The sequence below is a fragment of the Nesterenkonia maliinae genome, from assembly GCF_051262655.1.
Classification (GTDB): Bacteria; Actinomycetota; Actinomycetes; order Actinomycetales; family Micrococcaceae; genus Nesterenkonia.
This window is the reverse complement of sequence record NZ_JBIMEY010000002.1, coordinates 101,732-121,538: the sequence shown is the minus strand read 5'-3', so window position 1 is coordinate 121,538 and position 19,807 is coordinate 101,732. Positions and strand designations below refer to the sequence as shown.

Genomic DNA, 19,807 nt, shown 5'->3' with positions numbered 1-19,807 from the left:
CACTGATCGGAGATCTGCGTGTACACCCTGAACATCGACGCCCTCAACGGCACCGACCGCGACATCCAGCAGGAGAACTGGCGCTCCCGGCGCATGGTCCTGGCCAAGGAGAAGGTCGGCTTCTCGCTGCACGAGACCACCCTCTACGCCGGCACCACGAACGAGTTCTGGTACGCCAACCACGTGGAAGCCGTCTACTGCGTAGGCGGCAAGGGCACGCTGACCGATCTCGAGACCGGAGAGAAGTACACCATCACCGATGGCTTCCTCTACATGCTCGACGGTCAGGAGAAGCACCGGGTCGAGGTGGAGGAGGAGATCCGCGTGGTCTGCGTCTTCAACCCGCCGGTCACCGGCCGCGAGGTCCACGACGAGAACGGCGTCTACCCGCTGATCCTCGAGGATGACAACGCCTGATCTGGTCAGCGGCTGAGGCTCCCCCAGTTGAGTCCCAGCGCCTGACATCGCAGCGCCCGACGGCGCCTGCCCACCTCCACCACGGAAGACACCGTGGACGAGGCGGACAGGCGCCGTCGTCGTGTCTGGGCCCAGGTCCCGCGGCGAGTCTTCTGCGCCGGGCCCCCTGCGCGGGAGCGTGAGACGGTTTTGGACTTCTGTCGGAAGCTGTGATGTGATGCACAAGACATGTGACCCACCACACGTGAGTCACGCGTCACCACAATCACCTTCACAACGGATCGTCGGGCACGTACCTGCCCGTGAAAGGGACATATCATCATGGCTTCTGTGACTTATGCCTCCGCCAGCCGGATCTACACCCCCGGCGCGCGACCAGCTATCAACCAGCTGCATCTCGAGATCGCCGACGGCGAGTTCCTGGTCCTCGTGGGACCCTCCGGCTGCGGCAAGTCCACCGCACTGCGCATGCTCGCCGGCCTCGAAGAGGTCAACGAGGGAGCCATCATGATCGGCGGCGAGGATGTCTCCCACGTCTCGCCGAAGGACCGCGACATCGCGATGGTCTTCCAGAACTACGCGCTCTACCCGCACATGTCCGTGGCCGAGAACATGGGCTTCGCACTGAAGATCGCCGGCGTCTCCAAGGAGGAGCGGGCCGAGCGGGTGAAGAAGGCCGCTGAGATCCTGGACCTGGTCCCCTACCTCGAGCGCAAGCCGAAGGCCCTCTCGGGTGGTCAGCGTCAGCGTGTGGCCATGGGCCGCGCGATCGTGCGCTCCCCCAAGGTCTTCCTGATGGATGAGCCGCTGTCGAACCTCGACGCCAAGCTGCGTGTGCAGACCCGCACCCAGATCGCCGCGCTGACCCGCGAGCTGCAGACCACCACCGTCTACGTCACCCACGACCAGGTCGAGGCCATGACCATGGGCGACCGTGTCTGCGTGCTCAAGGACGGCGTGCTGCAGCAGGTCGACTCCCCGCGCAACCTCTACGACACACCCGCCAACGTCTTCGTCGCCGGCTTCATCGGCTCACCCGCGATGAACCTCTTCCAGGTCAAGGTCCAGGGTCAGGGCATCGTCGTGGGCCAGGACGTGATCCCGATCCCGGACGGCCACCTGGACAAGGCTCACGGCGACCAGGTCATCCTGGGCGTGCGTCCCGAGGACATGGAGCTCACCAGTGACGGAACCGGCCTGCCGATGACCGTGGACCTGGTCGAGGAGCTCGGCGCCGACGCCTACATCTTCGGCACCCCCGACGGCATCAAGACCTTCCAGCCCTTCATCGTCCGGGTGGACGGACGCCGCCCCCCCATGCGCGGCGAGCGGGTCACGATCAAGCCGAACCCGAACCATGTGCACCTGTTCGACGTCGAGAACGGCCTGCGCCTCAACGGCTACGTCCCGGAGCACACCCCCCATGCCTCGCTCTCCGACGTGGAGGCCCTGGCCGACGCCGAGGACTGACAGGGGCGAACATCGTCCCAGTTCGGAAAGTTTTGAGTCCTTTCAGGACGGGGGCAGGGGCTTCGGCACCCAGCTCGCACCCAGGTAGACACCCGTAAGGTGGAGCCATGGCCAATAGAGCACTGTCTATTGTCATTTCCATTGTGCTGGTGCTGGTGGTCCTCCGGATCGCCCTCTGGCTGTTTGGTGTCGTTCTGAACCTGTTCTTCAACATCGTTCTCGCGATCCTGGTGGTGGTAGGAATCTTCTTCATCATCAGGGCCGTCAGCCGACGTCAGCAATGACCGCTCTCGAATGACCCAGACGCACCATTATCGAAAGGCAAGACATCATGGGACGTATCCTTCCAATCAGCCTCACCGCCATTCTGCTCATCGTGATCATCGTCATCCTGGTGACCTGATCCGCTGAACCTGACAAGACCTGAGAGGGCGGGATCCGAGTATTCGGATCCCGCCCTCTCTATGTGTACTCTCGTTGAGCTGTTCGGCAGCTCAGCGGCCAGGCGGCCGCGAGGCTCAGTCCTCGCTGAGCCCGGCTGCGGGTTCCACCTTGGAGAGCGCCCGGGCCGGAAGCAGCGCCGCGAGCGCGGTGGCCAGCAGCGTGATCCCCCAGAGCATCGCCAGTCGCAGCCAGGGCACATCCACGGTCACGGTCCAGTCCGGCACCGCGACCATCGAAGCCACGCCGGCCCATCCCAGGAACACCGCGAGCCCCGTGCCGATCAACAGCGCCACCCCGGCGAGCAGGATCGCCTCGATGGTGATCATCTGTCCCACCGAGCGGCGGTTCATGCCCACCGCCCGCAGGAGGGCCGCCTCCCGGCGACGCTCGAGCACCGAGAGCGAGAGCGTGTTGCTCACTCCGATCACGGCGACCAGCACTGACGCGCCGAGCAGGACCAGCACGATCAGCAGCACCATGTCGATCGTCTCGCCGTAGCTGGCCCGCATCACGGCCCCGACGTCGTTGTACTCCTCGGTGTGGTCCTGGAAGAGCGTGGCCAGTCCGTAGGACTCGGCCGAGCTGATGCCCTCCGCAGTGCGCACCAGGGTGATGCCGTTCTCCGCCGTGAAGGTCCAGGGGCCCGCACCTTCTGACAGGGGCTGCACCTGAGCCGCCTCCGGCAGCGACGCGGACGAGATCAGCACCATCCCGGCGGGCAGCCAGGACACCGTGGTCGCCTCGACGGTGATGGCCTGCTGCTCGGCTCCGGAGCTTCCCGTGCCATACGGGGTCAGCTCCAGCTCCGGTTCCTCGTCGTCGTAGACCGCTCCCTCGGCGTTCAACAGCGGCGAGGCGATCGCCTGTCCGGGCTCCGGCACCAGACCCTGCGTGCGGGCCACCTCGGCAAAGGTCTGCTCATCGACGAGCACCGCCTGGCTCTCGATGGTTCCGTGGCTGCCGGTGATCGTCACCGGCACGCCGGGTGCGCTGGAATGGGTGCCCACCAGGGAGCTCGCATCGAGATCGGCGTCGAGGTCCTCGTCCATGGCGTTGATCGAGGCCTCCACCGGGTACTGTTCGGCCAGCTCGTCGTAGAGCACCGCCTGCGCCGTGGAGGCGCCCACCATCATGGTGCCCACCAGGGTGACCCCGACCAGCAGGGCCGAGGCGGTCGCCGTCGTACGTCCGGGGACCTGCCGGGCGTTCTGTCCGGCGAGCGGCGCGTTGACCCGCAGCCCGGGCAGGGCTCCCATCAGGCGCCCCCCGTGCGCCGCCAGCGGCGGCACGATCATTCGGGCCAGCAGCAGGACCCCGATGAATCCGATCATGGCACCGGCGACCCCGACCAGCGGCGCTGGCAGCAGAAGCGGGTCGTTCTCCGCGGTCGCCAGCAGCGCGGCGGCGAGCACCGCGGCGAACCCGCCCAGGGTCAGCAGCAGTCCGATCACCAGGCGCGGCTTCGAGAGCCGCGCTGAGGCGGGAGTCAGTCCTGCTGGCCGCAGCGCGGCCATGGGTGAGACGCGTCCAGCTTTGATCGCCGGCACCAGCGCGGAGAGCACCGTGACGACCAGGCCGAGTCCCAGCCCGATCACGGTGGCGAGCAGGGTGGGCGTGGCCAGCGGGAGGTCCGGCGCGAAGGTGGCACGGGCGATGAGCGAGAAGCCCAGTGCCGCGCCGGCGCCCAGCGCGACGCCGGCCGCGCCACCGATCAGACCCAGGAGTGCTCCCTCGAGCAGGGTCGCACGCTTGAGCTGCGTGGAGGTGGCGCCGATGGCGCGCAGCAGCGCCATCGTCCGCTGCCGGGAGGCGACCAGCACCTGGAAGGTGTTGGAGATGACCAGCCCGGAGACGAAGACCGAGATGCTGCCGAAGCCGATGGCGAGGTAGGCCAGCACGTTCGCGCTTCCGGCCTGTTCCGCCATCCGGGCGTCCACGATCTCCTCGGTGGTCTGCGCCTCGAGGCCGGTGAGCTCAGCGGCGCGCTGGGCTTCCAGTCCCTCTGCCTGCTCGGGGATGAGCTCCTGGATCTGGGTCTGCACCTGGCCTGCGTCGATGCCGGAGGCGAGCTGCACCCGGATCTCTGCGGGGCTTGCGCCGGAGGGCATCCGGTCCATCCCCTCGGCGGTGAGGAAGCCGCGCGGAGCACCCTGGGTGTCCACCACGCCCACCACGGTGTAGTCCTCCTCCTCCACGGTGGGCTCGGCGCCCTCCGCGGCGTCGTCCTCGTAGACGAAGTTCTGTGCGGTCAGGGTGTCGCCGAGCTGAAGGCCCCTGCCCTCGACGGCGGCGGAGCTGACCACCACCTCGTCCTCGGCCTGGGCCTCCCTCCCCTGGCTGATCTCCCCGACCCTGGTCTCTGACTGCTCGCCCACTTCGAAGCCGATGGTGGAGCTGCCATCCTCGGACATCTCGCTGAGGTAGCCGGAGCCGATGGCATCGGCGACGGCGACCCCGTCGAGCTCCTCGATGGCTTCCGCCAGCTCGATGTCGTCGCGCAGGTACTCCTCGGTGTCCTCATCCCAGGCGGAAAGCTGCATCGTGTCGATGATCAGGTCGCTTCCGGCGGCTTCGGCCTCGATCTGCTGGGTCAGTCCACGGGTGAAAGAGTCCAGCATCAGCACCCCTGCCACGATGAACGCGACCGAGATCGCGACCGCCGCGCCGGCCGCGAAGAGCTTCTTCCCGGCCGAGCGCAGGTTGACCCGGAGCACCGGGTTGCCGCTCATCGGCCGGCCTCGATCAGGGCGGCGGCGAGCTGCTCGGCGGTGGGCTTCTCCAGTGTGCCGGCGACGCGGCCGTCCGCCAGGAGCACGGTGCGGTCGGCCTGTGCCGCCGCGTTGGCGTCGTGGGTGACCATGATGACGGTCTGGCCGAACTCGTCGACCGCGGTGCGGAGCAGCCCGAGGACCTCGGGGCCGGTGGTCTGGTCCAGGTTGCCGGTGGGCTCGTCGGCGAAGATCACTGCGGGCCTGGCGACCAGGGCCCGGGCGACCGCCACGCGCTGCTGCTGTCCGCCGGAGAGTTCGAAGGGCCGGTGGGTGAGACGGTCGGTGAGTCCGAGCCGCTCGATGACCTGGCGGTAGAACTCCTGGTCCACGGGTGCTCCGCCCAGGTTGGTGGGCAGCAGGATGTTCTCCTCGGCAGTCATCGCCGGGACCAGGTTGTAGGCCTGGAAGATGAAGCCGATGCTCTCGCGCCGGACCCGGGTCAGCTGCTTCTCGCTGAGCCCGGTCAGGGTGGTCTCGCCGCGCGCCGAGGAGAGGATCACCTCGCCGTCGTCGGCGGTGTCCAGTCCGGCGAGGACGTGGAGCAGGGTGGACTTTCCGGAGCCCGAGGGGCCCATCACCGCGGTGAACTTCGCCGCGGGGAACTCGATGGAGAGGTCGCGGAGCGGGTGGACCGCCGCGTCCTCGGAGCCGTAGGTCTTGTTCAGCGCCCTGGCGCGCAGAGCTGGAGTCAGTGTGGTGATCATGGTGTTCACACTACGAACGAGGGGGATGCTCCCACATCGGACCACAGGTCGGTCTGCGCCTCATCCTGCAGGATGAGCTGGGTGCGGCGACCCGAGACCTCGGGTCACTCAGACCCGATCACTCAGACCCGGGCTTCGGGATCAGGCCACCAGACCGGTCTCGTAGGCGTAGACCACGGCTTGGACTCGATCGCGCACTTCCAGCTTGGCGAGCACCTGCCCCACATGGGTCTTCACGGTGGCTTCGGAGACGAAGAGCCGCGCGGCGATCTCGGTGTTCGAGTCCCCGGTGGCGAGCTCCAGCAGGATCTCGCGCTCCCGGTTGGTCAGCCGGTCCAGCCGCTGCTGCTGCTCGGCGTCAGGACTGCGCCGTCGCCCGCCGTCGCGCAGCGTGGAGTCCAGGAGTCGACGGGTGGTGGTCGGGGCGATGACGGCCCCGCCGGTGGTGACCGTCCGGATGGAGTCCAGCAGGGCCTCAGGCTTCACGTCCTTGAGCAGGAAGCCGGAGGCGCCCGCGCGCAGCGCCTCGAGGGCGTATTCGTCGGTGTCAAAGGTGGTCAGCACGATCACCCGGGTCCTCGACAGCGCAGGATCCTCGGTGATCCGCCGGGTGGCCTCGAGCCCGTCCATGATCGGCATCCGGATGTCCATGAGCACCACGTCGGGGTGATGCGCGCAGGCTGCGGCGAGCGCGTCCTGGCCGTTGCCGGCCTGGTCCACCACCTGAAGATCCGGCTGGGAGTCGATCACCATGGCGAAGCCGGCGCGCAGCAGCGCCTGGTCATCGGCGAGCAGGATCCGGATGCGCTCCTGCCCCGCCCCCGGCGCCTGCCCGGCCCCATGTCCAGGCGCGGCATCCGGCCCTGCGGTCGAGGAGGCGTTCTGTGCGGCGGTCATCCGGTCTCCTCGACCTGGTGCGGGGGTGCTGTCTCATCGAGCGAGCCCGCCGCTGGCGCGGCCGACCCGGCCGGTTCGGCACCCAGCGGGAAGCGGGCGAGCACGTCGAAGCCGCCCGAGTGGGCACGGGTGGTCACGGTGCCGCCGTAGAGCCGGGCCCGTTCGGCCATGCCGAGCAGTCCGGAGCCGGCGCCGTCGTCGGGTGCCGCCGAGCCGCGGCCGGAATCGCGGACCTCCAGCATCAGGGCGGGCTGGGACTCTGCCGCCGTGGCGACCCAGACCTCGGCGTGGGCATGCGGGCCGGCGTGCTTGAGCGTGTTGGTCAGAGCCTCCTGGACGATCCGGTAGGCCGCGAGCCCGACTCCCTCGGGGAGCTTCGGGATGGAGTCGCTGAGCATGTGCAGCCGGACCTGGAGGCCCGAGGCGGACACGTCCTCGATGAGCTGGGGCAGGTCCTGGACCCCCGGTGCGGGGCGCTTCTGCAGCGCGCCGTCCTCATCGCGCAGCACCCCGAGCATCCGGCGCATCTCGGTGAGCGCCTCACGACCGGTGTCGCTGATCGTGGCGAACGCTCGTTCGGCGCGTTCCGGGCTCTGCTCGAGGACGTAGCGGCCGCCGTCGGCCTGGGCGATCATGACCGACATCGAATGCGAGATCACATCATGCATCTCCCGGGCGATGCGCATCCGCTCAGCGTCGACTGCCAGCCGCGCCTCCTGGTCCCGCTCGCGGACCAGCAGCTGATTGCGCTCACTGATGGCGCCGAGCTCACGGCGACGACGCCCGGCCAGGTGCCCGGCCAGCCAGGAGGTCAGCGCCACCGCAGCGGCGAAGCCGCCGATGAGCCCCGCGCTGGCAAGTGAGTCCGTCCAATCGTTGTAGTAGTCGTACTGCTGCATGAAGTGCATGTCCAAGTACACGAAGTACGCCGCGAGCGCACCGGCGCCGAGCAGCGCGACGGCCAGGTAGCTCCAGGAGACGCGCGGAGTGCCGTACTTCGCGCAGGCGTAGAGCGCCAGCGGCACGGCCAGCACCGAGACTCCCGGTGCCGCGCCGATCACCAGCTGCGCGACGCAGAAGACCGCGATCACGCCGGCGGCTGCGCCAGGGTTCGTGCGGGAGAAGGCCAGCGGCGCGATAGCGAACACCTCGACGAGGATCACCACATACCAGGGCACCTCGATCCCGATCTCCCCGAAGGCACGCATGCCGCCGGAATGGGAGACCAGCATCAGGACCATCAGCGGGAGGACCTTGATCAGGGCATCGATCAGCCGCCGCCGGGTCCGTGTCTTGGCCTCCTGGGTGTCAGTCAGCAGCGGCATCGCGGTCTTCACCCCGTTTCCGTGCTGTCTGAGCATCCTCACGGCATGCCTCCTCACGGCGCGCTTCCTCACGGCGCTGGGCCACCTCTTCTGGGGCGTACTTCTCGACCATGCCCTTCTCGGGACGGCCATGCTCGCGGTGGTAGCGGACGGTCTCCCAGATCAGGTAGGCCGCGGGGCCGATGATCGGCAGCACGAAGATCACCCCGCCCCAGATCGCGGCGCGCCTGCCGGCCTTGCCCGAGTCCTGGACCAGCACCATCAGCGCCGCCACCAGCAGCCCGATCGCCGTGACCGCGATGGCCCACGCCCAGACAGGGTTGCTCTCGGTGAGCAGGCGGGCCGCGGGGGCGACGGTGGGAGGATTCACCTCCCCAGTCTAGAAGCCGCACCTGTTCGGGTCCTCATACTGCGGGACCAGATCCGCCCGAACCGGTGCTGAACTTCCGACGCCTCAGGTGAGGCTCAGGCGTCGACCATTCCCGGCTTGACGCACAGCACGGGGGTGTTGGCCTGAAGAATGATCTGCTGCGCCGAGGAGCCCATGATGAACTTGCTCGCCGGGGTGCGCTGACGGATGCCGATCACGATGACCGACGGATCGATGCGCTCCGCGGTGTCCAGCAGATCCCCGACGCCGTCCTTGCCCCGGGCGTCCGGCTCGGCGTAGGTCTCCCGCACGCCGGCCTGCTCAGCGGCACCCGGCTCGGGGCGTTCCCCGCTCAGGCCGAAGTAGAGCAGGTCTTCGCCGCGGCGCACCGCCTCTCGCAGGGCGTAGGCATAGGCGGCCCGCCCCTCGGCGGTATCAGTGCCGGCAACGAGGACGGTCATGGCGGTGCTCCTAGCGTTGAAGTGTGGAGGCGCGGATCCCCGGCGCCGGTGAAGGCGATGAAGACACCAACATATTGTAGGATAATCGCTACTTGGAGTGAGACGAGTCACGGACGATCAACCTGTACGGGACGCACTCCCAAGAATGTCCGATCCGCAATGACGCTGTTCGGCGTGAGGGGAACTGATGAGTCAGCAAGCGCAGTCCGACTCTGCACCAAAATCTCAGACCAAGAAGGTCCTCACCGCGGTGTTCGCCGTGGTCGCAGTGATCTGTGTGGGACTGGCCTCGTTCTTCTCCGTCCAGGCTGCATCAGGCGGCACGGACGTGCGCAACACGATGACCCTGATCGCGCCGGCGGCGGCGGGCGGCGGATGGGACACCTTCCAGCGCGAGCTGCAGCAGAGCATGCAGAACAACGATCTGGTGAACAATGTCCAGGTCATCAACGTTCCAGGTGCCGGTGGGACGATCGCGCTGGGCAACATGTCACAGCTGCCCGATGCCAACAACCTGATGGTCGGCGGGACGGGGCAGATCGCGGCCCAGATCCAGTTCGACACCCCGTCCCAGCTCCAGGACGTCACCCCGGTCGCGAAGGTCCTCGAGGAGTACGACATCGTCGTGGTGCCGGCGGACTCACCCCACGAGACCATGGACGACCTGGTCCAGGCGTGGCAGGAGGATCCCAGCGGGACGCCGTGGACCGGTGGCGGATCCTTCGACCAGCTGGTGATGACTGAGATCGCGCTGTCCGCGGACATCAGTCCCGGCGACACCACCTATATCCCCTCCGACGGCGGAGGCGAGGCGATCCAGGCGCTGCTCAACGGCACTGCCGTCGCCGCAGCAGGCGGCTTCGCCGATATGTACCCACAGGTGGAGTCCGGACGCCTGCGGGTCCTCGGCGTCGCCGCCGAGGACCGACTCGAAGGTGTCGACGACATCCCGACTCTGCCCGAAGAGGGGTACGACGTGACACTGACCAACTGGCGGGCGCTCTTCGCCCCGCCCAGCGCCACCGAGGAAGAGGTCGCCGAGCTGCGCGAGCTCGTGGACGAGGCGGTCGCCACCCCCGAATGGGCGGCCACCGTTGAGCGGAACTACTGGCGCGAAGCCCCCCTGCAGGGTGACGAGCTGGATCAATACATCGCTGACGAGACCGAACGCATCGCCGGCCTGTTTGAGGAGATTGAACAGTGAGCACCCCGACGAACCCTTCGCCTCCGGCGCACGGAGATGCCCCCTCCACGGTCAGCACCCACGAAGATCCGCCGCGCGGTGACCTTCCGGGCCCGACTCCCGCGGGAGAAGGCACTTTCTGGCACGGCCGCTCAGGGCTCATCATGCCGGTGGTCATCGCCGGGTTCAGCCTCTACATCCTCATCGGCGTCGCCACCATGGACGTCGGCGACGCCGATTTCCCGGGCCCCCAGTTCTTCCCGACCATCCTCGGCGTGCTGGGCCTGGTGCTCGCCGGCATCATCACCCTCGGGATCTTCCGGCATCCGGAGCATCCGGAGAACAGCTCGGACCGGTCCTGGCGGTTCCACTCCGACTTCACCGCGCTCGGCTGGACGGTCGGCGGGTTCCTCGCCTTCGCCGTCCTGCTCCCCTGGCTGGGGTGGATCCTCGCCGCAGCGCTGCTGTTCTGGTGCGTGGCCCGCGGCTTCGGCTCACAGCGTCCGCTCTTCGACATATTGATCAGCCTCTTCATGAGTTCGGTCGCATATCTTGGCTTCAGCGTGGCGCTGGGTCTGAACCTGCCCTCGGGCATTCTGGGAGGCGGTTTCTAGCATGGACTCACTTCCACTCTTGATGGAGGGCTTCGCCGGAGCCCTGACACCGGCCAACCTCTTCTGGGTCGTGGTGGGCTGTCTGTTGGGCACCGCGGTCGGCGTGATGCCGGGCCTGGGATCCTCAATGGCCGTGGCGCTGCTGCTCCCGATGACCTTCGCCCTGGACCCGACGGCGGCGTTCATCCTCTTCGCCGGGGTCTACTTCGGCGGCCTCTTCGGCGACTCCACCATGGCGATCCTGATGAACACCCCGGGTCAGGCCTCTGCGATCGCGTCGACCTTCGAGGGCCACCGCATGGCCCTGGACGGACGCGCGCCACAGGCCCTGGCCACGGCTGCCATCGGCGCGTTCATCGGCGGCATCATCGCCTCGACCATCGTGGTGTTCTTCGCCCCCACCCTGGCAGAGCTCTCCCGCTACTTCGGACCGGCCGAGTACTTCGCGCTGGCCGTGTTCGCCTTCATCGCGACCTCTTCGGTGGTCTCCGAATCAGTCCCCAAGGGACTGGCCGCGCTGATGCTGGGCCTGGGGTTCTCCACCGTCGGCATCGACTCGGTCACCGGGACCCAGCGCTTCACCCTCGGCGCGCCGCAGCTGTTCGAGGGCATCTCGCTGATCACCGTCACCGTGGCGATCCTCGCCCTGGGCGAGGTGTTCCACGTGGCCTCCCGGGCGCGGCGCGACCACCCGGACCTGAAGACCCGGTCCGCCGGACGTCCCTGGCTGAAGTGGGCAGAGTTCAAGGAGGCCGCTCCGGCATGGGGCCGCGGCACGGTGATCGGGCTGCCCTTCGGCGTGATCCCGGTCGGCGGCTCCGAGGTGCCCACCTTCATGGCCTACGACCTGGAACGCCGCCTGGATCGGCGTCGTCGCTTCCCGAAGTTCGGCAAGGGCGCCATCCGCGGCCTGGCCGCTCCCGAGGCCGCCGGCAACTCCACAACCGGCATGGCGATGGGCGCGCTGCTCGCCCTGGGTCTGCCGGTCTCGGCGACCGCCGCGATCATGCTGGCCGCCTTCCGCCAGTACGGCCTGCAGCCCGGCCCGCTGCTCTTCGACCGCAACCCCGACCTGGTGTGGGCGCTGCTCGCCAGCTTCTTCATCGCGATGGTCGTCCTGCTGATCATCAACCTGCCGTTCGCGCAGCTGTGGTCCAAGCTCCTGCTGATCCCGCAGCCCTACCTCTACGCCGGCATTGCGATGTTCTGCGGACTCGGCGTCTTCGCGACGTCCGGGCGGGTCTTCGACCTGTTGCTGCTGCTCGGCATCGGCCTGGTCGGCTTCGGGATGCGCCGCTACGGCTATCCCCTGGCTCCGCTGATGATCGGCATGGTGCTGGGACCGCTGGCGGAGACCTCGGTCCGCGACGCGCTGCTGTCCTCCGACGGCAACTATGCGGCCCTGATCGACAGCCCGATCACGTGGTTCATCTATGGGCTGCTGGCGCTGGTCCTGGCATTCACCATCCGCGCAGCGGTGCGCAAGAAGAGCCGCCAGGACATCTGAGGCGGGCACTTCGACGAGCCTGCGGCCGGGGTCACCCGTCGTCCGGGTCCGCGATCCAGCGCTCCCGGATCTTCACCGCCACCCAGAGCACCAGGGGAAGGCTCAGCAGCACGGTGAACAGCCGGACCATATGGGCTCCGATGATGACCGCCCCGTCGAAGCCCAGGGCAACCCCGGCGGTCACCATCTCCCCCACCCCGCCCGGCATCAGCGAGAGCATCGCCTCGGCAGGGTCGAGGATCCCCAGCGCGGCGAACGCCCACCCGAAGAGCAGCCCGGCGCCCAGCACAGCTCCGACGGCCAGGGTTCCGGGGGCCAGGAATCGCTTGAACTGACGGAACGTGTCCGGGGCGATCGTCGCGCCGATCGCCGTCCCGACGAGGAGCTGGGCGAGCAGCACGATCAGCTCCGGCACCTGCACCGCCAGGCCGAAGCCGAGGTTGATCGCGGCGGCACCCACCAGCCCGCCGGTGATCGGCCACAGCGGGATTCGACACCAGCGGAAGACCAGCGCGGCGACGGCTGATCCTGCCATCACCGCGAGCAGCGGCAACAGCTGCATCATGGGCACACCGCCGTCATGAGAGCACCAGCAGCAGGATCGGCAGGATGACGAGCACCAGCGAGAACAACCGGACCGCGTGGACGCTGAGCACCACCCCGACCTGGGCTCCCTTGTCGATGGCGATCGTGGTCACCTCGGCGAGTCCTCCGGGGGTCACGGCGAGGACCGCCGTGACCGGGTCCACCTGGTAGCGGGACATCAGGACCGTGACGAAGACCAGGTTCAGCGCGGTCAGAGCCAGGTAGGCCAGCACCACCGGCAGAGCGATCACGGCCGTGTTCAGGAGGGAATCCAGGGTGAGCAGCACTCCCGCGGCGAGTCCGACGGTGGTCAGTCCGATCTGTCGCACGACGAGCGGCAGGCTGGCGGACTTCATCCGGCGGGTCCAGGGCTGGTTGACCAGCGCCGCGCCCACCACGCTGCCGATCAGCATTCCGGCCGGGACGCCGAGCAGCTCCAGCACCGAGCCCACGCTCACTCCGCCGAGCAGCAGCTTGCCGATCCCGAGCAGCTGGGTCAGGCGTGAACCCTCATCGCCGATGGCCAAGTCTTCCCCCGTCCCGCTCTAGCGCTGGGGCCAGACGGAACGCTCCCGCATGACCTCCGCGAGCGCCTCGGCGTCGTCGGTCATCAGACCGTCCACGCCCATGTCGAGGAGTTCGTGCATCTCGGCGGGGTCATCGACGACCCAGACGTGGACCTGCAGACCGGCCCGGTGGCAGCGCTGCACGAAGCGCGGGGTCACGACGCGGATCCGTCCCCGGGAGACTGGGACCTGCACGCAGTCGATGTCGGCGACCCGCCCGCCGAGCCGTCCCATCAGCCCCAGCGGACCCATCAGCACGATCAGCGCGGTGGCCGCCCAGCCGCCCGAGGTCGCGACCGGCCGGCTGAGTCGACGTCGGACGCTGTGCCGTCGGGCGTCGTTGAAGCTGGCGGCGAGCACCCGGTCATGGACCTGGTGCTTCTCCACCAGTCGGGCGAACTCCATCACCGCCGCGGCATCCTTGAGGTCCACGTTGAGGTGGACGTCGTCCCAGGTGCCCAGCAGCTCCTCGAAACGGACCAGAGGCTCGGTGAACTCCTCACCGGCGCCGACCCGCAGCTGGGCGAGCTGCTCCCAGGTCTTCTCACTCAGCAGACCGCTGCCGGTGGTGGCGCGGTCCAGCTCTTCGTCGTGGAAGACCACAAGGGTGCCGTCGGCGGCGGTGCGGACATCGATCTCCAGATACCGGTAGCCGAGGTCCACCGCGCGGCGGAAGGCGCCCATGGTGTTCTCGCGGCGCGGATCGGCGCCGCGGTGTGCAAAGGCCAGCGGGCGGTGGTGCAGCGCACCGGGCCGGGAGTTCAGCAGATACGGGGCATCCCGATAGGCGTGCCGACGGTAGGGCTTGGCCATCTAGAGCTCTCCGGCGAGCAGCTTCTCGATCACCTGCGCGACGCCGTCCTCATCACAGGACGCGGCGGTATGGTTCGCGGCGGAGCGGGCCTCCGGATGCGCCGAGCCGACGGCCCATGAGGTCCCCGCCCAGCGGAGCATCTCGATGTCGTTGGGCATGTCCCCGAAGGCGACGACGCGTTGCCGGTCGATCTTCTGGGAGGCGGCGTAGCGGGCAAGCCCGGCGGCCTTGTTCACGCCGCGCGCGGAGAGCTCCAGCAGGCTGATCCCGGGAGCGGAGTGGGTGACGGTGAGCAGATCCCCGACCTGCTCCTGGACCCGGCCGAGGAACTCGTCCGGTGCCATGGTGTCGGTCTTGCAGAGCAGCTTGACCACCCGGTCCGTCACGTGGGCGCTCGTGACGTCGCTGCCCGGGGTCTGGGCGGCGTTGCTGAGCCCGTCGCGCTCGAGGGTCTCATCCAGCGGTCCGAGCCGGAGGTCTTCCTCGGTGACGCCGGCGGCGCGACGGCGGTCTTCCTCGAAGAACATCGAACCGGCGATGAAGGGCTCCTCCATGTGCAGGTGCTGGAGGGTCTCGGCGGCGAAGGAGGCGCGCGGATCGATCCGGCTGATCATGTCCTTGACGTCGAAGAGGGACTCGGCGTCCAGCGCGGCCTCGTGGATCAGCCGGTCGGCGGCAAGGTCGTAGATGACCGCGCCGTTGGAGGCGATGACGGTGCCCGGTGCGCCCAGGGTCGCACTGATGTGTTTGAGCCAGCGGACCGGGCGGCCGGTGACCAGCACGACCCGAATCCCCGCGGACTGGGCCGCCCGGAAGGCGTCCACGGTGCGGGTGGAGACGGTGCCGGACTGGGTGTGGGTGTAGCTGAGGATGGTTCCGTCGATGTCGCTGGCGATCAGGTGCACGGGCCCGCCGGTGAGCGTCGGAACGGAGGCAGGGAAGGAGAGCTCGGTCATCGGCTCAGCTCTCGAGGGCCTGGGTGAGCTCCTCCGCCGTGGGCGGCTGGGCGCCGAACCGGGAGGAGTTGATCGCGGCGGCCCGTGCGGCGGTGCGCAGCACGGTGGCCAGCTGGTCGGTGCTGATCTCGCGCAGCGTCGCACGCCGGGACGCGCCGAGCAGGTTCATCCCGCGCAGCGTGGAGAGGGTGGCGGCCATGAAGGAGTCTCCGGCGCCGACCGTGTCGGCGACCTCGATGGAGAAGGCCTCCTGTTCGGCGAAGCCTGCCCGGGTCAGTCCCATCGCTCCGGAGGGGCCTCGGGTGACGGTGACCACGGCGGGGCCCATCTGGAGCCAGGCCTCCATGGTCTCGCGGTGGCTGCGTTCGGGGTAGAGCAGGTCCAGGTCATCGGTGGAGGCCTGGATGATGTCGGCCCGGGCGATGAACTCCTCGGCCTGCAGGCGGGCCTCCTCACGGTTGGGCACCAGCGTGGGGCGGTAGTTCGGGTCATAGGAGATCGTCGCGACCTTCCGGGCCCGGTCGAGCACGCCCTTGACGGTCTCGGCGCCGGGCTGGAGCATCGCGCCGATCGAGCCGGTGTGGAGATGTTCCAGCGGGCCCGCGTCGTCGCCGGCCGTGTCAGCGGCGGCTGGCTTGTTCTGCCGGGCGAGGGCGCAGAACTTGTCCTCGAGCTCGGCAGCGCCGGGGAGGGTCCAGTCGAGGGTGAACTCGTAGCTGGCCTGCCCGGTGGGGTCCAGGGTGGCGCGGGCGACGGAGGTCGGGGAGGAGTCGGCGTCGAGCAGGGCGGTGATGCCCTGGGCGCGCAGGCTGCGGGCGATCATCCGGCCGTAGTCGTCGTCTCCGCGGCGACCGGCGAAGACCACGTCATGCTCAAGCCGGGCGAGTCCCACCGCGACATTGAACGGCGAGCCCCCGACGTGCGCCTTGGGGGCAGATGTCTCCGAATGGACGACATCTACCAAGCATTCACCGATGACCGCCAGGTATGCACTCACCCCACTAAACTACCGCACCGGGGGGAGGCTCAGAGCTGTTTGTACAGCTCGTAACCTCCGATGAGGTTGCGCAGCTCCGCACGGGGGTGGCGCTGGCGCAGCACTTCGAGCGCCTGGCGAGAGCGGACACCGATCTTGCAGTAGAGCACCACCGGCTTTCCCGCCCCGTCATCGAGACCCGAGACGCCGTCGTCGCCGCGCCAGAGATCGCCAAGCGGAACGTTCACGGCGCCCTCGATGGTGCCCATCTGATGCTCCCAGGGCTCCCGGACATCGACGATGCCCCCGATCAGGCCGGCGTCCATGAGTTCACGCAGCTCCTTCGGGGTGACTTCGTCGTCCAGCTTCGGGTCTCCGGTGAAGGGGTTGAAGTCGAGATCCTCGACGGCGGCCGGCGCTGGTTCCGGGTCAGCCGCGGCGGCGGTCGTGGCGGCGGCCGCGGCGGCGGATGGCGTCACATCCGACGCAACGGCGGCGGCTGGAGCGTCGGCGGTGAACCCGCCCAGTCCGGCCACGTCGGCGCCGATGCTGGTGACCGGCACCCGGTCGGGATCCGGACGCAGGCTGATCTCGCGGAAGCTGGCGCCCAGCGCGTCATAAATCAACACACGGCCCAGCAGGGTCTCACCGATGCCGGTGAGGAACTTGATGGTCTCGGTGGCCATGATCGAGCCGATCACTCCGGGCAGCACGCCGAGCACTCCCGCCTGGGCGCAGGTGGGGACCTCCCCGGCGTCGGGGGCCTCGGGGTAGAGGTCGCGGTAGGTCGGACCCTGCGAGGCCCAGAAGAGGCTGACCTGCCCGGCGAAGCGCAGGATCGAGCCGGAGACCATCGGCTTGTCAGCGATCTCGCAGGCGTCGGCGACCACGTAGCGAGTGGTGAAGTTGTCCGAGCCGTCCACCACGATGTTCGCCTCGGCGATGAGGTCCAGCGCATTCGACGCGGTGATCGGTTCGCGGTGTTCGTTGATGACGATTTCCGGGTGCAGCCCGCGCATCACTGCGGCGGCGGAGGCGGTCTTGGGCTCACCGATGCTGGCCTCGGAGTGGATCACCTGGCGGTGCAGGTTGGAGCGGTCGACGACGTCGTGGTCGATCACGTCGATGGTGCCCACTCCGGCGGCGGCCAGGTAGGTCAGGATCGGGGCGCCCAGACCGCCGGCGCCGATGACCACCACACGGGAGTTCAGCAGCTTCGCCTGGGCTTCGATGCCGAAGCCGTCGAGCGAGAAGTGCCGCTGGAACCGCTCCATCTGGGAGCGGGAGAACTGGGAGAGATCATTCATCGTGGGGCAGGGTCCTCAGGTGAGTTCGTCGATCGGGGCGATCCGGCCGTCAAAGGCCGAGGACGCCTGGGCGTGTTCGCGCCGCGGGATCCGGCCGGCGCGGGCGGAGAGGTAGCCGGCGTGCACGGCCATCCGCATCGCGGTGGCCATCTCGGTGGGGCGCTGGGCGCGTGTGACCGCGGAGGCGACCAGCACGGCGTCGCAGCCGATCTCCATGGCCAGGGCGGCCTCCGAGGCGCTGCCGATGCCGGCGTCGAGGACCACCGGGATGCTGGCCCGGGCGGTGATCAGCTCGATGTTGTGCCTGTTCAGGATGCCCAGGCCGGTGCCGATGGGGGCGCCCAGCGGCATCACCGCGGCGGCGCCGGCCTGTTCCAGGCGCAGCGCGACGGCCGGGTCGTCGGAGGTGTAGACCATCGGGATGAATCCGCGGTCGGCGAGCTGCTCGGTGGCCTCGAGGGTCTCGATCACGTCCGGGAGCAGGGTGTGCTCGTCGGCGATGACCTCGACCTTGATCAGGTTGGTCTCCAGCGCCTCGCGGGCCAGCTCGGCGGTGAGCACCGTGTCCTTGACCGTGTAGCAGCCGGCGGTGTTGGGCAGGATGTCGATGCCCAGCCGCTCCAGCATCGAGAACACTGAGGTCTTGGTCTCGGGGCTGTACCGGCGCATCGCCACGGTGGTCAGCGTGGTGCCCGAGGCCAGCAGCGCGCGTTCGAGCGCGTCGAGGTCGGTGATGCCGCCGGTGCCCATGATCAGGCGGTTGGTCAGCGTGTAGTCACCGACCTGCAGGGCGGGAAGGTCTGCGGCGCGCAGTGTTGTGCTCATAGGGCTCTCTTCTCAGCCGCCTTGGACGGCGGTGACGATCTCGAGGTCTTCTCCACCGGTCAGGGTGGTCGCGGACCAGCGGCTGCGTGGGACGACGGCGGCGTCGAGCGCGACGGCGACGCCGAGCCTTCCGCCGTCGGCGGGGGTGCCGTCGGGGTTTAGGCTGCGCCCGGTCGTCTGGGCGACGGCGTCCACGACGGTGGCGTCCTTGGGCAGCGTCACGGGTTCTTCATTGATGCGGACGGTGAGCATGATTCTCCACGTCATCAGGTGCGGGTGGTCTTGGCACAACACGGCGTGGGCCGGGTGTGTTCCTGGTCCGATCCAGGACTCGCCGCCTGCGCGACGACGCCGTGACCAGTCTAGTGAGTCAGTCCCGGTGCCGGGTGAGCCGCATGCTCTCGAGAAGCTGCTGGTCTTCTGCGCTGAGCTCCGGTGCAGATTTCATGAGTGCGGCTCCGAGCCGGGCGGCCAGCGGGGCGAGCAGGATGCCGTGCCGGGAGTATCCGGTGGAGACGACCAGTCCGGGGCGCAGCTCTCCGAGGAAGGGACGTTCATCCGGTGTGCCGGGACGGGCTCGGGTGGTGATCTCGGTGAGTTCCATGTCCTTGACCCCGGGCAGCACCGCGACGGCGTCGGTGAGCAGCTCCTGGACGGATCCGGCGTGGGTGCCGGTGAGGCTGTCCTCGCGAGAGGACGCCCCGATGACCAGTCCGCCGTCGGCGCGCGGGACCAGGTAGACCGAGCGGCCGTTGACCTTCGCCCGGACCGTGGCGTCGAGGATGTGGGACTCCCCGCGCATCAGCTGGGCCGGATTGACCTGCAGGCGCAGCACGTCGCCGTGGATCGGGCGCAGGTCCAGCGGGCAGGTCTCTGGAAGGCCGGCGATCCCGGAGTAGCCGAGCCCGGGCACCAGCAGCACCGAGCTGAACGGGTGCGCTGCGCCGTCGTCGGTGGTGACGGTGAAGCGCTGAGCCGGTGCGCCGTGCTCAGCAGGCGTGGCTCCCACGGCGGACTCGTCGACGGATGGTGACTCCCCGACGGCGGTGACCGTGGCCGTGAGCCAGCGGACCGGAGCCCCCGCGCCCGGGAACTGCTGCGGGTTCAGCTCGGCTTCAAGTGCGGCGCGGGTGGCGGCGACGAGCTGACGCGGATCGATCTGGTGATCGCTGGGGATGTCGAAGCCCTTCGCGAGCCCCGGGGCGAGGCCCGGTTCACGACGGCGCAGGGTGGAGCTGGTCAGCGCGGTGACCTCCATGCCGTGCTCGCGCTGGACCACGGCGAGTTCGGCGACGGCGTCGCGGTCGGAACGGTCGGCGGCGATGAGCAGCGTGCCGTTCTCGCGGTAGCCGGTGGGCACATCGGTGGCGCGGGAGACCGTGGCGAGGAACTGCGGGTACTCCGCCCGAGAGGCGGTCATGATCGGCCAGAGATCGTCCTGGCCGTATTGGACCTCGCTGATCGGAGCGAGCATGCCGGCGGCGGCCCAGGAGGCGTCCTGGGCGATGCTCGGCGCGATGACGGTGACGTCGTGGCCGGTCAGACGCAGCTGCCAGGCGGTCAAGAGCCCAATCACGCCGGCGCCGATCACTGCGGTGTTCGCCCTGGTGTTCAC

21 protein-coding genes are annotated in these 19,807 nt (G+C 68.8%); 6 read left to right on the top strand and 15 right to left on the bottom strand.

Features of this window, described 5'->3' with window-relative positions:
- Positions 1–18 precede the first annotated feature (18 nt).
- The 3 genes from ACHAA4_RS05045 (at position 19) to ACHAA4_RS05035 (ending at position 2,171) form a co-directional block, all read left to right on the top strand.
- Positions 19–417, top strand: a complete 399-nt coding sequence (locus ACHAA4_RS05045; protein WP_106122196.1) for an ectoine synthase — start codon at positions 19–21, stop codon at positions 415–417.
- Positions 418–738: 321 nt separating this feature from the next.
- Complete coding sequence (locus tag ACHAA4_RS05040) at positions 739–1,887, top strand: ABC transporter ATP-binding protein (RefSeq protein WP_435773102.1); 1,149 nt, start codon at positions 739–741, stop codon at positions 1,885–1,887.
- Positions 1,888–1,994: 107 nt separating this feature from the next.
- Positions 1,995–2,171 (top strand): hypothetical protein, encoded by a 177-nt coding sequence (locus tag ACHAA4_RS05035; RefSeq protein WP_435773101.1) that lies wholly within the window; start codon positions 1,995–1,997, stop codon positions 2,169–2,171.
- 234 nt (positions 2,172–2,405) lie between these two features.
- Here the strand turns inward: ACHAA4_RS05035 and ACHAA4_RS05030 are convergent, their stop codons facing one another.
- From ACHAA4_RS05030 to ACHAA4_RS05005, 6 genes are all read right to left on the bottom strand, one after another.
- A complete protein-coding gene (locus ACHAA4_RS05030; protein ID WP_435773100.1) occupies positions 2,406–5,060 on the bottom strand; it encodes an FtsX-like permease family protein in 2,655 nt (884 codons plus the stop codon).
- Positions 5,057–5,806 carry an ABC transporter ATP-binding protein gene (locus tag ACHAA4_RS05025; protein ID WP_435773099.1) on the bottom strand — a complete coding sequence of 250 codons (750 nt, stop codon included), beginning with the start codon at positions 5,804–5,806 and terminating at the stop codon, positions 5,057–5,059. The genes ACHAA4_RS05030 and ACHAA4_RS05025 overlap by 4 nt, the downstream gene beginning before the upstream one ends.
- 141 nt (positions 5,807–5,947) lie before the next feature.
- Positions 5,948–6,604, bottom strand: a complete 657-nt coding sequence (locus tag ACHAA4_RS05020) for a response regulator (protein WP_435773451.1) — start codon at positions 6,602–6,604, stop codon at positions 5,948–5,950.
- A gap of 95 nt (positions 6,605–6,699) precedes the next feature.
- Positions 6,700–8,064 carry a sensor histidine kinase gene (locus tag ACHAA4_RS05015; protein WP_435773098.1) on the bottom strand — a complete coding sequence of 455 codons (1,365 nt, stop codon included), beginning with the start codon at positions 8,062–8,064 and terminating at the stop codon, positions 6,700–6,702.
- A complete protein-coding gene (locus ACHAA4_RS05010) occupies positions 8,012–8,398 on the bottom strand; it encodes a PLD nuclease N-terminal domain-containing protein (protein WP_435773097.1) in 387 nt (128 codons plus the stop codon). The genes ACHAA4_RS05015 and ACHAA4_RS05010 overlap by 53 nt, the downstream gene beginning before the upstream one ends.
- A 95-nt stretch (positions 8,399–8,493) precedes the next feature.
- On the bottom strand, positions 8,494–8,859 hold the full coding sequence (locus ACHAA4_RS05005; RefSeq protein ID WP_435773096.1) for a universal stress protein: 366 nt from the start codon (positions 8,857–8,859) through the stop codon (positions 8,494–8,496).
- A gap of 187 nt (positions 8,860–9,046) precedes the next feature.
- Here ACHAA4_RS05005 and ACHAA4_RS05000 point away from each other — a divergent pair, with 187 nt between their 5' ends.
- From ACHAA4_RS05000 to tctA, 3 genes are read left to right on the top strand one after another with little or no spacing between them, the layout of a single operon-like run.
- Positions 9,047–10,063, top strand: coding sequence for a tripartite tricarboxylate transporter substrate binding protein (locus tag ACHAA4_RS05000; protein WP_435773095.1), 1,017 nt, complete (start codon positions 9,047–9,049; stop codon positions 10,061–10,063).
- Complete coding sequence (locus ACHAA4_RS04995; RefSeq protein ID WP_435773094.1) at positions 10,060–10,656, top strand: tripartite tricarboxylate transporter TctB family protein; 597 nt, start codon at positions 10,060–10,062, stop codon at positions 10,654–10,656. The genes ACHAA4_RS05000 and ACHAA4_RS04995 overlap by 4 nt, the downstream gene beginning before the upstream one ends.
- A 1-nt stretch (position 10,657) precedes the next feature.
- Positions 10,658–12,163: a tripartite tricarboxylate transporter permease TctA gene (gene tctA / locus ACHAA4_RS04990; RefSeq protein WP_435773093.1), complete on the top strand. Its 1,506-nt coding sequence runs from the start codon at positions 10,658–10,660 to the stop codon at positions 12,161–12,163.
- Between the two features lie 31 nt (positions 12,164–12,194).
- Here tctA and ACHAA4_RS04985 read toward each other — a convergent pair whose 3' ends face one another.
- From ACHAA4_RS04985 to ACHAA4_RS04945, 9 genes are all read right to left on the bottom strand, one after another.
- Complete coding sequence (locus ACHAA4_RS04985; protein ID WP_435773092.1) at positions 12,195–12,728, bottom strand: AbrB family transcriptional regulator; 534 nt, start codon at positions 12,726–12,728, stop codon at positions 12,195–12,197.
- Positions 12,729–12,741: 13 nt separating this feature from the next.
- A complete protein-coding gene (locus ACHAA4_RS04980) occupies positions 12,742–13,275 on the bottom strand; it encodes an AbrB family transcriptional regulator (protein ID WP_435773091.1) in 534 nt (177 codons plus the stop codon).
- A gap of 18 nt (positions 13,276–13,293) precedes the next feature.
- Positions 13,294–14,127: a glycerophosphodiester phosphodiesterase family protein gene (locus ACHAA4_RS04975; protein WP_435773090.1), complete on the bottom strand. Its 834-nt coding sequence runs from the start codon at positions 14,125–14,127 to the stop codon at positions 13,294–13,296.
- Positions 14,128–15,084: an HAD family hydrolase gene (locus ACHAA4_RS04970; RefSeq protein ID WP_435773089.1), complete on the bottom strand. Its 957-nt coding sequence runs from the start codon at positions 15,082–15,084 to the stop codon at positions 14,128–14,130.
- Positions 15,085–15,088: 4 nt separating this feature from the next.
- On the bottom strand, positions 15,089–16,081 hold the full coding sequence (locus tag ACHAA4_RS04965) for a carbohydrate kinase family protein (RefSeq protein ID WP_435773088.1): 993 nt from the start codon (positions 16,079–16,081) through the stop codon (positions 15,089–15,091).
- A 29-nt stretch (positions 16,082–16,110) separates the two neighbouring features.
- Positions 16,111–17,367: a molybdopterin-synthase adenylyltransferase MoeB gene (moeB, locus tag ACHAA4_RS04960; protein WP_435773087.1), complete on the bottom strand. Its 1,257-nt coding sequence runs from the start codon at positions 17,365–17,367 to the stop codon at positions 16,111–16,113.
- Positions 17,368–17,382: 15 nt separating this feature from the next.
- Positions 17,383–18,192, bottom strand: coding sequence for a thiazole synthase (locus ACHAA4_RS04955; RefSeq protein ID WP_435773086.1), 810 nt, complete (start codon positions 18,190–18,192; stop codon positions 17,383–17,385).
- Between the two features lie 12 nt (positions 18,193–18,204).
- Positions 18,205–18,444 (bottom strand): sulfur carrier protein ThiS, encoded by a 240-nt coding sequence (thiS, locus tag ACHAA4_RS04950; protein WP_435773085.1) that lies wholly within the window; start codon positions 18,442–18,444, stop codon positions 18,205–18,207.
- 118 nt (positions 18,445–18,562) lie between these two features.
- The gene (locus ACHAA4_RS04945; RefSeq protein ID WP_435773084.1) at positions 18,563–19,807 is read right to left on the bottom strand and encodes an FAD-dependent oxidoreductase; all 1,245 of its coding nucleotides are present in this window, start codon (positions 19,805–19,807) and stop codon (positions 18,563–18,565) included.

Coding starts and splice junctions, on each gene's coding strand:
- ACHAA4_RS05040 (WP_435773102.1), top strand. CDS start 739: ATGGCTTCTGTGACTTATGCCTCCGCCAGCCGGATCTACACCCCCGGC.
- ACHAA4_RS05035 (WP_435773101.1), top strand. CDS start 1,995: ATGGCCAATAGAGCACTGTCTATTGTCATTTCCATTGTGCTGGTGCTG.
- ACHAA4_RS05030 (WP_435773100.1), bottom strand. CDS start 5,060: ATGAGCGGCAACCCGGTGCTCCGGGTCAACCTGCGCTCGGCCGGGAAG.
- ACHAA4_RS05025 (WP_435773099.1), bottom strand. CDS start 5,806: ATGATCACCACACTGACTCCAGCTCTGCGCGCCAGGGCGCTGAACAAG.
- ACHAA4_RS05015 (WP_435773098.1), bottom strand. CDS start 8,064: ATGCTCAGACAGCACGGAAACGGGGTGAAGACCGCGATGCCGCTGCTG.
- ACHAA4_RS05005 (WP_435773096.1), bottom strand. CDS start 8,859: ATGACCGTCCTCGTTGCCGGCACTGATACCGCCGAGGGGCGGGCCGCC.
- ACHAA4_RS05000 (WP_435773095.1), top strand. CDS start 9,047: ATGAGTCAGCAAGCGCAGTCCGACTCTGCACCAAAATCTCAGACCAAG.
- tctA (WP_435773093.1), top strand. CDS start 10,658: ATGGACTCACTTCCACTCTTGATGGAGGGCTTCGCCGGAGCCCTGACA.
- ACHAA4_RS04985 (WP_435773092.1), bottom strand. CDS start 12,728: ATGATGCAGCTGTTGCCGCTGCTCGCGGTGATGGCAGGATCAGCCGTC.
- ACHAA4_RS04975 (WP_435773090.1), bottom strand. CDS start 14,127: ATGGCCAAGCCCTACCGTCGGCACGCCTATCGGGATGCCCCGTATCTG.
- ACHAA4_RS04970 (WP_435773089.1), bottom strand. CDS start 15,084: ATGACCGAGCTCTCCTTCCCTGCCTCCGTTCCGACGCTCACCGGCGGG.
- moeB (WP_435773087.1), bottom strand. CDS start 17,367: ATGAATGATCTCTCCCAGTTCTCCCGCTCCCAGATGGAGCGGTTCCAG.
- ACHAA4_RS04955 (WP_435773086.1), bottom strand. CDS start 18,192: ATGAGCACAACACTGCGCGCCGCAGACCTTCCCGCCCTGCAGGTCGGT.
- thiS (WP_435773085.1), bottom strand. CDS start 18,444: ATGCTCACCGTCCGCATCAATGAAGAACCCGTGACGCTGCCCAAGGAC.